At 46.7% G+C, this 14824-nt stretch carries 11 protein-coding genes; 7 read left to right on the top strand and 4 right to left on the bottom strand.

Annotation, left to right across the window (positions count from 1 at the left end):
• Nucleotides 1-49 precede the first annotated feature (49 nt).
• From LG297_RS00925 to LG297_RS00895, 7 genes are all read left to right on the top strand, one after another.
• A complete protein-coding gene (locus tag LG297_RS00925) occupies nt 50-2851 on the top strand; it encodes a PAS domain-containing protein (RefSeq protein WP_404424218.1) in 2802 nt (933 codons plus the stop codon).
• Nucleotides 2820-4100, top strand: a complete 1281-nt coding sequence (locus LG297_RS00920) for an EAL domain-containing protein (protein WP_404424216.1) — start codon at nt 2820-2822, stop codon at nt 4098-4100. Before LG297_RS00925 ends, LG297_RS00920 begins: the two co-directional genes overlap by 32 nt.
• A gap of 35 nt (nt 4101-4135) precedes the next feature.
• The gene (locus tag LG297_RS00915) at nt 4136-4948 is read left to right on the top strand and encodes an alpha/beta fold hydrolase (protein WP_404424214.1); all 813 of its coding nucleotides are present in this window, start codon (nt 4136-4138) and stop codon (nt 4946-4948) included.
• Nucleotides 4945-6510, top strand: a complete 1566-nt coding sequence (locus LG297_RS00910) for an ATP-binding protein (RefSeq protein WP_404424212.1) — start codon at nt 4945-4947, stop codon at nt 6508-6510. Before LG297_RS00915 ends, LG297_RS00910 begins: the two co-directional genes overlap by 4 nt.
• Nucleotides 6511-6723: 213 nt before the next feature.
• Entirely contained in the window at nt 6724-7971 is a 1248-nt protein-coding gene (locus LG297_RS00905) for a diguanylate cyclase domain-containing protein (protein ID WP_404424210.1), read from the top strand.
• A 50-nt stretch (nt 7972-8021) separates the two neighbouring features.
• Nucleotides 8022-8393, top strand: coding sequence for a response regulator (locus tag LG297_RS00900; RefSeq protein WP_404424208.1), 372 nt, complete (start codon nt 8022-8024; stop codon nt 8391-8393).
• Nucleotides 8394-8470: 77 nt separating this feature from the next.
• A complete protein-coding gene (locus LG297_RS00895; protein ID WP_404424206.1) occupies nt 8471-11635 on the top strand; it encodes a PAS domain-containing protein in 3165 nt (1054 codons plus the stop codon).
• Nucleotides 11636-12467: 832 nt separating this feature from the next.
• On the opposite strand, the gene LG297_RS00890 is transcribed toward LG297_RS00895, so the two are convergent.
• From LG297_RS00890 to LG297_RS00875, 4 genes are all read right to left on the bottom strand, one after another.
• Nucleotides 12468-13160, bottom strand: coding sequence for a hypothetical protein (locus LG297_RS00890; protein ID WP_404424204.1), 693 nt, complete (start codon nt 13158-13160; stop codon nt 12468-12470).
• Between the two features lie 138 nt (nt 13161-13298).
• Nucleotides 13299-13841, bottom strand: a complete 543-nt coding sequence (locus tag LG297_RS00885) for a hypothetical protein (protein WP_404424202.1) — start codon at nt 13839-13841, stop codon at nt 13299-13301.
• Between the two features lie 519 nt (nt 13842-14360).
• Entirely contained in the window at nt 14361-14570 is a 210-nt protein-coding gene (locus LG297_RS00880) for a hypothetical protein (protein ID WP_404424200.1), read from the bottom strand.
• Between the two features lie 11 nt (nt 14571-14581).
• The gene (locus LG297_RS00875) at nt 14582-14815 is read right to left on the bottom strand and encodes a hypothetical protein (protein ID WP_404424198.1); all 234 of its coding nucleotides are present in this window, start codon (nt 14813-14815) and stop codon (nt 14582-14584) included.
• Between the last annotated feature and the right edge of the window lie 9 nt (nt 14816-14824).

Genomic DNA, 14824 nt, shown 5'->3' with positions numbered 1-14824 from the left:
ATGTGAAACTCTCAAGGCAGTCTGATGTTCCGTAACAAGGATCGTATATATGACCATCGCACCGGATTTGCTGGCATCTGCGTTCGAGGCTCTTGGCGATATTGTTATTATCACCGAAGCTGACAAACTGGAGAAACCCGGTCCGAGGATCATCTACGTTAATGCGGCATTTGAAAAAAAAACCGGATACCTGCGGCACGAGGTGATCGGGAAAACACCACGCCTGTTGCAGGGTAAGGCAACCGACAAAAACGAACTGGCACGTATCCGCAAAGCGCTTATAGCCCGTACGCCCATTCGTTCTGTTCTTGTAAATTATGACTGCAATCAAGTCCCATTCTGGCTGGAACTTGAAATTTCTCCCCTCATTGATGACCAAGGTAACTGCACTCATTTTGTTGCAATTGAGCGGGATGTAACAGAGCGCAAACGAGAAGAAGAGCTTCGCAATGGCCAGCAGCAAACATTGGAAAAAATTGCTCAAAGATGCTCCCTAAAGGAAGTCCTCGACGAGATAACACACGCAATGGACCTCGCAGCAAATGATTGTATGTCGTCTATTTTGCTTGTGAAAAACGGACAAATATTTTTTGGTTCCGGACCACGATTGCCCGAGAGTTATAATCAGGCAATACACGGTCAGCTCTACGGCCCAAATGCGGGGTCTTGCGGAACCTGCGCCTACCTTGGAATCCCAATTTTCGTTAACGATATAGCAGTTGATCCACTTTGGGCTGATTACCGCGAACTTGCCCGAGACAACAATCTGGCCGCCTGCTGGTCCGTTCCCGTCTTTAATGCGCAAGGGCAAATTGTTGCAACGTTTGCGCTGTATTCTTCTCACTCACGCGAGCCAAAAGAATATGAAGTGGATCTACTCAACCGGTTCAGCCATCTTGTTGCAATCGCCATAGAGCATCAAAACAGCCTGGAAGCTCTGGAAGACAGCGAACGAAAAATCCGGGAGATAACCGATACCATTGGTGAAGTTTTCTGGATTACCAATCCTGATCGTACGCAAATGTTATATGTGAGTCCGGCTTACGAGACCATATGGGGAAGATCTCGCGAAGAGCTCTACCGCAACCCAATGGCTTGGGCCGACGCCATTTTACCCGAAGATCGAAATTCACCGCCGATCAACATTGAACGTATTGTTGATAATCCGCATATCGCGCAATACAGAATCATGCGCCCGGACCAATCCATACGCTGGATAGAGGACCGCAGCTTCATAATGCATGACCATCAGGGAGCTGTTCAGCGCATCTTGGGCGTTGCGCGGGATATAACACTACAGAAAACTGCTGAAATAGCAGGGGCGGAACAAAAGGAACGGTTTGGTGCCATTGTCGAAACGACATCCGATGTTGTTTGGGACTGGGACATCGCTTCTGACAAGACATGGTGGAGCGATGGTTTAGAGCGGCATTTTGGAATTTCGCCAGATGATGTGAAAAGAAGCCCCGAGTGGTTCGCACGCATTCATCCCGAGGATCGCGACCATGTGACTGCTTCAATTACCCGAACAATAAATTCCGACAAATCCAAGTGGAGCCATGAATACAGGCTTATTACGCCCGATAGCAGAACTGCGCGCATCATTGACCGGGGAAAAATCATCCGCAACGAAGATGGCCTTGCGACACGTGTTATAGGTGCGATTGCAGATGTAACACAACAAAGGGACCTTGAAGCACGGTTAAACCGGTCACAGCGACTGGAAGCCATCGGTCAGTTGACCGGCGGGATCGCACATGACTTTAATAACCTGCTGACGGTTATTTTGGGTAATGCCGAACTTATTACTTTGCAGAAGAAAGCCGATAAAAATATCCGCTCTCTGGCTGAAATGGTTCAAAACGCTGCGGAAAAAGGGTCTCAGCTAACCAATCACATGCTCGCTTTTGCCCGTCGCCAACCGCTCCATCCTCAAGCAGAAAGTGTTGGCAAACTTGTGCGGGGGATGGAAAAACTGCTTCGCCGAACTCTTGGGGAGCATATTGTAATTGAAATCAATCAAACTTTAGATGATGACCTGGCAATGATAGATGGCGCTCAACTCGAAAGTGCCATTTTGAATTTAAGCCTGAATGCACGTGATGCCATGCCGAACGGCGGAAAACTTATTATTGAAACCGGTTTATACACTGTCGAGATAGATGATCCCGGAATGATGCGGGAAATGCCCCCCGGGGACTATATAACGATCACGGTATCAGACACAGGACACGGGATGGATGAAGAAACGCTGGGCCGCATTTTCGAACCTTTCTTCACTACGAAACCACCCGGTTCGGGGACAGGCCTCGGCCTGAGCACGGTTTTTGGATTTGTGAAGCAATCGAATGGTTTCATCAATGTATATTCGGAGCCAAATCACGGCACCACAATTCGGATATATTTTCCGAAACTTGGGAAAACAGCCAGAAATACAAACGAGGAATTAACCATGTCCGATACACCGGCAGGAACCGAGACCATTCTTGTCGTGGAAGATGACGATATGGTCCGTCAGCACGTCATCAACCAGATCGAGAGCCTCGGCTATACTGCATTGCAAGCAGCAAATGGTCCCGAAGCTATGGAAATCATAAAAAGCAGCGTGCAAATTGATTTGCTGTTTACCGATATCATTATGCCAGGGGGGATGAATGGCAGAGAACTTGCGGAAATGGCCGGGGAACATCGTGCCAATCTGGGCGTTTTATTTACCTCGGGATATACCGAAGACGTGATGATCCATGATGGGCGGCTTGATCCCAATGTTACATTGCTAAGCAAACCATATCGCCGCCAGCAACTTGCCGAAAAAATCCGTGAAGTTCTGGGCAGAAAAGTTACCGGATAAAATTCACGAAACAAACGGACCACCAGTCATGCCTGCCTCTAATGCAAGACATATAATTGTGCTTGATGACGATCCTGGTATTCTTTCACTGATCGCATCAGCAGCGGAATTGTCAGGTTTTAACGCACATACCACTGTAGACCCTGATGATTTTTTCCTTAGTCTGGAAAAGATCAAACCCGCTATGGTTATTATCGACCTGATTATGCCGAAACAGGACGGCATAGAGATACTTCAACGGCTTGCGCGCCAGCCGGGACCACACCCCCACCTTATTATCGCTAGTGGCGCGGGCAGCAGGGTTCTTGATGCTGCCCGACAGGTTGCAGATGAACTGGGATTGAACGTTGCTGGTGTTTTGACCAAACCATTCCGTGCATCGTCTATTCGCCAGTTGCTTAGCCAAGGGGATAGAACCGATCAGTCGGTCCGTTCATTATCACAGAGGGAACCTGCGCCTGAACTGCTCGCGCACAGCTTCAAGCCAGATGAAGTGCTCACGGCGATCACGAATAAAGGATTGGTGGTTTATTTTCAGCCAAAGATTTGTTGCAAAAGCGGAAACCTGAAAGGTTTCGAAGCATTGGTTCGATGGCAACATCCCGATCTCGGAATTGTTTTACCCGACAGTTTTGTTGGCATTGCGGAAAGTGCAGGATACAGTTGGCAACTGACACAAGTGGTCCTGCATCAATCTTTGGCTTTTCTGGCAAGCCTTGATCACAACAACTTGAATATCTCTATAAACCTCTCACCGAGGCTTTTGGACCGGGAGGATATTGTCGGTCTATTGTCGGAGGCTTGCGAGAAATTCAATATTGCAGCTGAACGCGTTATTGTGGAGCTAACCGAAAGCAGCACCAGCGATAACAAAATCATGGCACTGAACATGCTTACGCGTATGCGTGTAAAGGGCTTCCGGTTGTCGATTGACGATTTTGGTGTCGGGTTCTCGTCTCTTGTCCAACTGGCGCGACTTCCCTTTTCGGAAATCAAGATCGATAAATCATTCGTACAAAGACTTGGGCATTCTGAAGAAGCTTCCAAAATTGTCAGAACCATTGTCGCTCTTGGCGAAGGACTGGGACTTGAGGTGGTTGCCGAGGGTGTTGAAACACTTGATCAGCTTCAACTGCTTTCTGCTTTCGGATGTGACACGGTACAGGGTTTTTATATCGGCCATCCAATGCCAAATGAAACAATGTGTAATTGGATAGCGAACTATCAACCGACAGAACTCTTTTCGTAAGGCGCGAATATCTGAAAGAACCGGCGGAGAACCCGATGTTGTTTTCTGACTTGCACAAATGGCATTTCACTCCTGCCAAACAGCAACGTGCAGATACATCAACGGTAGTATTGTCACACGGTTTTGGAACGGACCAGACCGCATGGCGCTTTATTGTTCCTTGGCTTTCGCAAAGATACAATGTTGGAGTTTTTGATCTGGCAGGTGCGGGCGAAAACGGCGAAAAGAGTTTTAATCCGGATCGTCATACTAATATCTGGGCATATGCCGATGATCTTTTGTCCCTGCTTTCAGAACAACAAATCCCTAAATGCCATATGATTGGACATTCGGTTAGCGGAATGGCGTCCCTGCTGGCCAGTATTGAGCAGCCTGAGATGTTTGAAAGCATTGTAACGATTGCTGCTTCACCCAGATATCTTAATGATGATGATTATATCGGCGGTTTTGAGCAATCGGATTTCGATGTTCTTTTTGCAATGATGAATGACGATTATCAGACATGGGCCGCAGGTTTTGTACCTTTGGTGGCAGGCGAGGCAACGGAGGATATAATAGACGAGTTTTCGCAAAGCTTGCGCACCATGCGACCTGATATTGCGATCCAGACCACCAGGTTCATTTTCCAATCCGACTTTCGAGATATTCTGTCACGCATATCTGTACCGGTAACAGCAATCCAACCTGAAAATGACATCGCTGTTCCTCAGGAAGTCGGCTGCTATCTAGAACGTCACATACCTGAACTTACCCTTAAAATTGTTAAAACAAGCGGTCATCTGCCACATCTGACTCACCCCTCGGTGATCATCGATTGCCTTGATAGAATCCTGCCGGAAACCAGATGAATACAGACCAAATTCATTCTTCTACTCAAAAACTCATCCGCAATATGTTTGTCGAGATGATATGGCGCGATTTGTCACATTTTTCGGTCGAGGCTGCCTTTTTCTGGAGAGAACAAGGCAAAACAATTCCCACCGAAAAAATCGAAACAACTGAACAACATGGACTGATTACCCCCCTACTCCTGCTCACATCAGAGGCTGTCATAACTGATTTTGGTGGCTCAATGCGATCACCTGATTTGGCGGCAGAACAAGTACATGAATTTCAACAGATTGACCGGCACCGGATACGCCTGCCTGTCCAGATTGCAGCACTTCTAAGTAACAAGTGTCTTGTTTGCAGTGTTTTAAGACCGAAACCACCTGGCTCATGCCACGTGGCGCTTTTCCACAGTGAATTTCCGGCAAGACCGAATAACGAAATTCTCGCAGCACTCAAAAGCGTCAGCGGAAAAATTGCGCATTTCGAACATATCAAAGAAACAGCAAAAGATGCGGAGAGCTACAGAAGCATTTTTGATGCCCTTCCTGAAGCCTTGATCTTTATACCTCACAACGCAACTTTTGGTTTTGTAAACCATATTGCCGCGGATTTACTTTGCTGTCCCTCGGGTAAAGTGCCGATGAGTGACATTGCCCATTCTATGGCAGAGTTGCGCGATCATGCGGAGAACCGTGATAATTTGGTCAGGCGGCATTTTCGGCAGACTTCAAATGGCAAAGTCGATATCGACGAGATCTGGAAGCTACCGAACTCCGCCTATCATGTACGTTCGATTTTATTCAATGATGTTCCACAAGGCTGTGTTTGGCAGTTTCGCAATATATCAATGCTTTACAAACGCGAGGAGCAACTTATCGCCAGTGAAAAATTACGCTTGCTGGGGATGGTTTCGGGCGGAGTTTCTCACGAGTTCAATAATATATTTCAAACAATTATGGCTATTGCCGATGATATAGGGACAAACGGGAACTCACCAAACCTCCAAAGAAATGCCGAAACACTTATTACGCTTTCCGAAAAAGCATCTGGAATTACTCACAGCCTGTCACTTTTTGCAAAGAATGCTTATCTTCGACCGGGAACCATCACAGTCGGATCAGGCCTGGCTGATATACACGCGCGATTGAAGTATCTTGTGCCGGTCAATATTGATTTCGATTTGGAAATCTCGCCCACCAACCAGAAAAGAAAAATATATCTGGACGGAGGACAGCTTGAACTTTGTCTTGCCCGATTAATTCAAAATGCAGTTGAAGCCATTCAGGCCAATTCTTTACGAATACTGAAAGGTGCGATTTCCCTTTCATTTGAAAGCAGTAAACAGGAATACACAATTCAGGTCCGGGATAATGGTGAAGGTATGAAGGCAGAAACACGTGCCTGCGCGACAGAACCATTCTTTACCACTCGCGATGCACGTCTGGCTGTTGGATTAGGATTAACTGAGGTTGATGGCTTTGTTCGCCAGTCCGGGGGACGCTTTGAAATCAGCAGCACACACGGCAAAGGAACAAGTATTCGATTGGTTTTTCCTATTACGGATCAGATCAATGAATAAATCCCGCAACCATTTATTGCATAAACTGTATATATAAAATTTTGACAATCCCGACATAGCAGATTTGCTATCTGAGGGGTATCGCAGCAAAAACATTGCTGATAGACACCATCTTTTAAGGTAGAATTATTGTAAACAATCAAAACAATAGGTTGTTTTCAATAGACACGGGTTGAAGCCTTACCCGGCCACCACTGTATTTGCGGGAGCAACATGTACGATAACCCTAACTCATTTGTGAATATCAAAACCAAGCTGAATGCTATCCTGACCAAATCAAAATTGGTGGAAGCCGGACGCATTCATATGGTCGGTTTTGACAATCTTCGCGAGGAATTGGGGGACCGCTGGGAAGCCGTGCGTGACCGGGTTTTCAATTTTACCGAGAAAAAACTACAGGCCCACCTTACTCCTTACGATGTTTTTTTCAGATATGGCGAAGAAGAATTTCTTGTCGTTTTTTCAAGCATGTCAAATGAAGCTGCTCAGCTTCTGGTCGGAAAGGTTGTCGAAGAAGTTCACCAGTTTATTCTGGGTTCGCCCGATACAAGTAAAATTATCATAAAATCCGCCGTTCAACAGGTAGATGGGGAGTTGCTATTCAAGGACATCAATCTTGCCGAAGCACTTTCCGATGCAACGCAGAAAGCACCCGGAGGCAAATATCAGGGTTCGGTCCTTATTGATCACGACGATCTACCTGATGACGATATCAAAGCCCCCACGCAGCACCCCGTTAAATTTATCTACCGCCCGATTTGGGATGTGCAACGAAAAACCATAACGACTTACCGCTGCATAGCCACACGCATGATGTCGGCAAGTTATATGGCCGAAGGCTATAACGTTTTAGGGATAGTCGAAGCTCCTGAGAGTTTTGTTGATATTGATATAGCAGCGTTGCGCTCTGCGGCTCAAACCTTGTCTAAAGTGATGGATAATGGTTTTGTTTTTGCGTGCAATATTACAATTCATTATGAAACAATTTCACGTTCCGATCTCAGACGAGCCTATATTGATGCTGCGGCAAAATTGCCTGCAGAGTTACGGCGCTTTTTTATTGTAGAATTGGTTCACTTACCAATCGGCGTTCCTGCAGTGCGTATAGCTGAATTCGCATCATTTCTGAGCTCGCTGTTCCGCGCGATCACATGTCGGATACCTCTTGAGACCAAATCTTTGCAGGCTTATTCGGACTGCAATCTTTTTGGCGTTGGGGTTGACCTTATGGATGTCAGAAAGTCTGAAGGCGATGTGATGAAAAAAATCGATCATCTTGCCGGGCTTGCATCCACGGCACGCTTGCGGACCTATCTGTTGAATGTAAACAACACCAGCCTGGCTATTGCTTCGGCTGCGGCAGGTATCAACTACCTAAGCGGCAAAAATATAGGCGAAACAAGAAAAATTCCAGGAAAAGTCATTACCATGGGATGGGAAGATTTTCTTCAGCTGCGCTAATATGAAACAATATTGATCCAGATGCAGACCATACAAAAACGGACAACATTATGGCCTTAAAAGTTCTGTTCATTGATGATGATACGATGGTTCGCCAGACCGTTACGGAAGGTTTGCGCGCGAATGGATTTACCGTTGTATCGGCTGCAAATGGCGCGCAAGGACTGGAGAAATTTTCCCGAGCAAAACCAGATATTGTCATAACTGACATCATCATGCCCGACACAAATGGCTTGAACGCCATTCAGGAAATTCGAAAAAAAGATGCAAAAATTCCGATCATCGCCGTTTCAGGTGGAGGGCGGACACACAATATGGAGTTTCTGGGTATTGCAAAACAGCTCGGAGCAACGTCCACCATGGCCAAGCCATTTCGCATTACTATGCTGATTAAGGAAATAGAAACTTTGCTGGGCAGATAGCCGACAAAAAAGGTCTTTCAAAGGAGAAACTCGGGACAGTCCAACCGCCCGGGAATGAGTAAGACTAAGGGGACCAGATGGATTTTTCCCGGCAGATTTTTTTTGACAATCATCCTGATCCCATGTGGGTGTTCGAACTCGATACCCTTCAATTCCTTGCTGTAAACAGTGTTGCCGAACAAGAATTTGGCTTTAGCAAGGAAGAATTTCTCGCTCAGACCATAACCGACCTTCGTCCGAAGGAGGATATTCCTCGTCTTTTCACCGCTCTTGAAAATATACGTGATGGTTTTCAGGTGGGGGGACGTTGGAATCTGTTGCGCAAAAACGGTACAGTGATGGTTGCCGACATTCGCTGGCATACCCTTGAATATTGCGAGAAGAAGGCTGTTCTTGCGTCTATTCGCGATGTTACCCGTCTTGCCCAACTTGAGCAGGAGCGTGAGGAGCTTTTACGTCGAGAGAACAAGGCGCGTAAGTCAGCGGAAGAAGCAGCCAACTATTTCCGCTCGCTGTTTGAGGCAGTGCCTGGACGTTTTCTTGTTCTGGAGCCGGAAAATTATAAAATTGCAGCCGTCAGTGACTCATATCTTGAATCCACAATGTCACGCCGCGAAGAGCTTCGTGGTAAACATCTTTTCGAAGCGTTTCCTGCAGCCCCGGATGATGCAGATGGGGTACGAAAGCTTTGTGCTTCACTGGAACGGGTGAAAAGCAGCATGCAGGCCGATGTTATGGCCGTGCAGCGCTACCCCATTCCGCGTCCGGAGTCTCTGGGGGGAGGTTTCGAAGAGCGTTACTGGAGCACAGTGAATACACCCGTTCGCGGACCGGATGGACATCTTAGCCTCATCATTCACTGGGTTGAGGATGTTACCGACATTGTGGCCCAGTACGGGGAAACTTCATCAGATATTGCTCCGCAAAAATCCCAAGCCATGCGTCGATTGCAAGAGGATCGCAATGATGTAACGCTTGACGTCAAACTTCGCGCCCGTGAACTGCAGATTGCCAATAGCCGCCTCAATGAACATGAAGCCAATTTGCGAACAGCACAAAGGTTGCTTGGTCTCGGTATATGGAAGCTCGATTTCGTGACGGGAAGATTGTCGTGGTCTGATGATGTTTACGACATGTATGGCGTTTCCCCTGATCAGTTTGGTCACGATTTCGATAGTTATCTGGCACTAGTTCATCCAGATGACCGGGCAGAATTTCTTGGAAATTATCAAAGATTCAAGCAATCCGATCAGACGCATTTCATTTTCCGGCATCGTATTTTGCGTCCTGACGGTAAAATCGTCCATCTCCGAGGAATTGGTGAGATTACGCAGGGATCGGCGGGTAAAAAGCTGACCGGTGTTGTACAGGATCTAAGTGAGATCATTGCCCGAGAGGAAAACCTGTCCCAAGCAGTCAGTCTGCTGCGTATAGCTGGAGAAGCAGCTAAATTTGGTGGCTGGCGGGTGACAATAACACCATTGACCGTGACGTGGAGTGCGCAAACTGCGCGCATCCACGGAGAAAAAGATAGTTTCTCTCCTACCCTTGCGAAAGCAATCTCCTATTACACTACGGAATATCAAACAGTTATCAAAACGGTTTTCGACGACTGCCTTGAAAGGGGAATACCTTTTGACGAGATCGCTCGCCTTATAACCGCAAAAGGAAAACGGATATGGGTCCGAGCGATTGGTGAACCTGAAAAAGATGAAGAAGGAAGGATTATTGCCGTTCAGGGTGCCTTTCAGGACATATCCGAATTTATCGAAACACAGGAAAAAACCGACCAGCTTTCCCGACAACTGGTCGAAACACTCGAGCATATCAACGATGCCTTCTTCACTTTAAACCGTGACTGGTGCTTTAGCTATCTGAACAGTCAGGCTGAAATTGTTTTGGAAAGATCCCGACACGATTTGTTGGGCAAAAATGTTTGGCAGGAATTCCCGGCTGCGGTTGGGTCAATTTTTCAAGACGAATACGAGAAAGCTGTTTCAAACAACAAAACCACCCGTTTTACGGCAGAATATGAACCGCTTGGCAAAATTTTCGATATCAGTGCATTTCCCACTCCGGAAGGGATTGCAGTTTATTTCCGTGATGTGACGGAGCGGAAACGCGCAGAGGAGGAACTGAGAATCAGCGAAGAGCGGTTCCGACTGGTGTCCCGCGCGACCAATGATGTCATCTGGGACTGGGATCTGGTCAACGATACGGTCTGGTGGAATGAAGCGACCAAAACTCTTTTTGGCTATGACCCGGACCTGATGCCATCTGGATCAGCATCATGGACGGATCACATTCATCCTGATGATACTGACCGCGTTGTTTCAAGTATTCATGAAACCATTCAGGCAATAAGCAATAACTGGTTTTCGGAATATCGTTTTATGCATGCAAATGGCTCGGTGCGCGAAGTTGTTGACCGAGGATTTATCATTCGTGATCAGCAAGGAAAAGCTATCCGAATGTTGGGGAGCATGATTGACGTTACGGACCAGCGCGAGATGGACCGACGCTTGCAACAATCACAGAAACTTGAGTCGATAGGTCAGCTTACTGGTGGTGTGGCGCACGATTTTAATAATCTTCTTACCGTGATTATCGGCAATGCCGAAATGCTTGCCGAAAGTGTTCCATCGCCCGAACTACGCAAACTTGCAGAAATGACGATGACCGCAGCCGAGCGTGGCGCCGAAATGACCAACCGTTTGCTTGCCTTCGCAAGACGACAAACACTTGCTCCTCGCCTGATCAACGTGGTTGAACATATCGACGACATGGCAAACTTGTTCAGACGAACATTAAGCGCAAACATTTCTATTGAAATCGTTCACACCAGAGACGTATTTCGAGCAGAAATAGATCCGTCACAGCTTGAATCAGCTTTACTCAATCTTGTCATCAATGCACGGGATGCCATGCCCGATGGTGGAAAGCTTGTAATTGAAACTTCCGAAACCTGCCTTGATGCGAGCGATATTTCGGATAATACAGATATGTTACCCGGTCATTATGTTTCGATTTCCGTTTCAGATACCGGCACAGGCATGAGCCCAGAGGTGATCAAGAATGCTTTCGAACCATTTTTCACAACCAAAGATGTCGGGAAAGGTAGCGGTCTTGGTTTGAGCATGGTTTATGGTTTCGCAAAGCAATCCGGTGGAGATTGCAAAATTATATCGGAAAGAGAAGCAGGCACGACAGTGTCATTATACTTTCCCAGCGTTACGATTTGATACTGGAAACTGTATTTCTCAGGCAGTCTGAGCAATACAATTGTTAAATAGCGGATCTGGTTTCGTAACCAGGAAGCGGTGATCTAGCTTCGCCAAAACATCGGCAGACTGAGCATTCATGCCATCTGGGACGAGAACGAACAGACAGTGGTGTTGGACTTCATGCACTATGCATAGCGGATTGCACTTATTGCGCTCTTCCGGATCAAACTAAATGATTTAGCAAAATCACATTACCTGCGAACGAGATCAGATTAATTGCTACCAGATCGCAATTATCTCCGTGAAATCACATTTTGTGCCACTAAAGATCAGACCGGAAAACTTTCCTAGTACTGACACCGAACCACCCTGATGAAAAGCGACCGCCATTATTGTGAACTGACGAACAAAACTGGAAGCGCGACGCATCAATCCAGAACGGGCCGAGTAAGTCCAAGTGAATGAGGTGAACTCGCTCTTCTCGCACCTTATGTCGAGATTTTTTTTTGCGGCGAGACGTCTTGTCAAGGTCTGCTTGTATTTAACCCTCCGCGACAATCATAAGGCTTGCAATAGCAACCCGAATTGTAAATTTTTTCATCAAAGTTCTTATCAATTGATCAGCTATCTAATTCGTTAGGCACGCATTCCACCGTTCCAGCTTTAATCCATTCCCGGGTCTGTTCCAGTACTTCATTTGAAAACTCTGGGTCATCAATTGCGCGCGCAAGAATGATTGCCCCAACCATTGACGCCCAGCTGCCGATTGCTGTTCTGCGTCTGCCAGATTCATCCCTTAATTGGAATCTGATACTTTGTTAAGGTACCAATACGGATCTTTTAAATAATGTCAGAGACCCTGCGGGGGCTTTTTTGATGATGGGTTCTTTGGAAAAAACCACTCACCACTCTCTTCGGCCGATTGTTTCTTCAACTGCCATTTACGGCCGGTTTTCTTACCCAATCTGTGCAGTTGCTTTTCCAATCGATCAAACATCAACTCTTCGATGGCATCAACAAGGGGATCCCATTCCAAGGCCCCTCCCACCTGAAAGCCAATCATGTATTTTATCCCGACTTCAAATTTTTGACTGTCAAATTGAACGTCAAGGCTTCCGCCAAGTGAATTGTGTCCAGCATTGTGTGCATAACGCTTGTGCCGCAGTTCCATTACTTCGTCATGGACGGTACGAAGATGATTTGGCAGTTTTCCGCGCGAAATCCCACTCGCTATACCTCCTTCAACAAGTCGAGCATAGGTCGTTACAAAGGCTAGGATTAGCGTATCGTTCTCCAACACCCAATCGAGTGAGGGTTCAAATGACAGAGAGCGGAGCCGTGATAGGATGTAACGAAGAGTGACAGTTGATGGAAATGCATGCACCAGACGCAACAGGTTCTGAAGATCCTTGTCTGCGATATCGAGAACGGCCTTTCCTTCTTCCTTGAGGCTATGGATGTGGTCTTGCCATTTCTCAGGAAGATATTTCAGCGCCTCCTCAGGGAAGACAACGTAATCTCCATCTTCATATGGCATATCCATCAATCTTACTCTCCCCATTATGCAGTCAAGAATTGCAAAGAACTATGTAGAGGCCGAGCTTTTAGGTCTGGATACACAGCCTTGACAGCCAGTTACATTCTTTGTCCCTTATTTGATGGAATTGATCCTTACGACGGTTCAACTCGCCGACGTTTTATCGATGGCCTGTTTTCTCATCATTTTATAGCGGATGAAGAACACGACAGAAAAGATCAGGCCAAAGGTGATGAAGGGCAACATTGCCATCTCGTTTAGCACAGAATAACCCAATGCCACCAAACACATCCCTGTAACGAGCCAGATCTTTTTCTCTGGTGTCAGTTTCAATGATAACCAAATACCCAGTGCGGCATTGACCACGATCCAGATCGGTGAAGCTGGCCCCAGTGACGCTTTGAATGGCCACGGCGTCCAAATCATCCCGAAACCAACAGTCGCGGACAAACAATCGGCAGCCAAATGAATAGCAATACCTGCATAAAGACCGGCAATGCCGCAAAAAGGCACGCGGTTCTTGAGTATTACAAAAAGCAGCCAAGGGATAAGGATTGAATGCGTGATAATTGATCTATGATGAAGAATAGACAGCAACGCCAAATCGATATCCGGAAGCCACAGGCCCCCCCAAATACCCAGCGCATAGGGAGCCGGTCTAGTTAAGGTATGTTTGATTGGCTCCATTATCGGCTTCCTCACATGTCCCTTATTTGGAAACTACCTCAATCTTAACGGTCGTCCAACCTGCTGCTAATTCGACGTATGTTATCTGTTCGTCGCTCCCTGACACTAAGCTGCGTTGTGGATGCGCAAGGGTTGGTGTGATTGCAAGATTCAGATCTTTTATGGCCAACCAAGTCGGACTGGCTTCAATATCGCGCTGGTTCATTGATGATGGGAATGCGATCTGGATAACCGGCACAATCTCGATTTCCCTTATTTGGAATGCCGGACAGGGCCCGTTGTCTCTGGATATGGCTCCACTTCCAGATCATTGAGCTTCAATGCCATTGCTTGCTCATTAGTCAGATCGGCATGAATTAAGCGCTTATCATTCACGTCCCACATGAACTTTGGATGCCACTCCCGTAGTTGGGCAAGTCCGTTACAGTCCTGAGTCTGCTTTATTGACCAGCTATGCAGGAAGCGAACATGGAAATTGTACTCTACTGCCATACTATTGTTCCTTGATGTGAAGTTGACTCATTCGTCATCAAGAAAAAGGATGTAATCCTTTGCCTGTTGATAGGCGCTGTCTTCGGCTTTCTTCTGATCGCGCCCAGTGCCTCTCACAGTATGAATGAGTCCGCCTGTTCCTATTTTCAGGATCTCACCTGTCACCTGGTACTCACGTCCCAAGTTCTCTCGATTACGAAACTCTATCTCGTGCTTATCATCCAACCGACGTGCCATTTCTGCGTCCCTTATTTTCCTTTGTACTTTGCAATTTCTTGCTCACCGAAATGCTTCACAGTGGCCTTATGGAATTCATTTCTCACATCGTCCCAAAAAGCTTTTTCTAGGTGAGGGTAGTCCAGTCCAGCAAGATGCCGGACGTAATGTTCAATGCCGGCTCTTAAAGGTGCCCGCAAATCACTGTCCAGCATTTCCTCCATGAGACGTTCTTGCTCTTCCAGATTGTCGAATGGCTCAGACATTATTTTCTC

The sequence above is a fragment of the Thalassospira australica genome, assembly GCF_044790785.1.
Classification (GTDB): Bacteria; Pseudomonadota; Alphaproteobacteria; order Rhodospirillales; family Thalassospiraceae; genus Thalassospira; species Thalassospira australica_A.
Note: the sequence above shows the minus strand (reverse complement) of the source record. Positions and strands in the feature narration are given on the sequence as shown.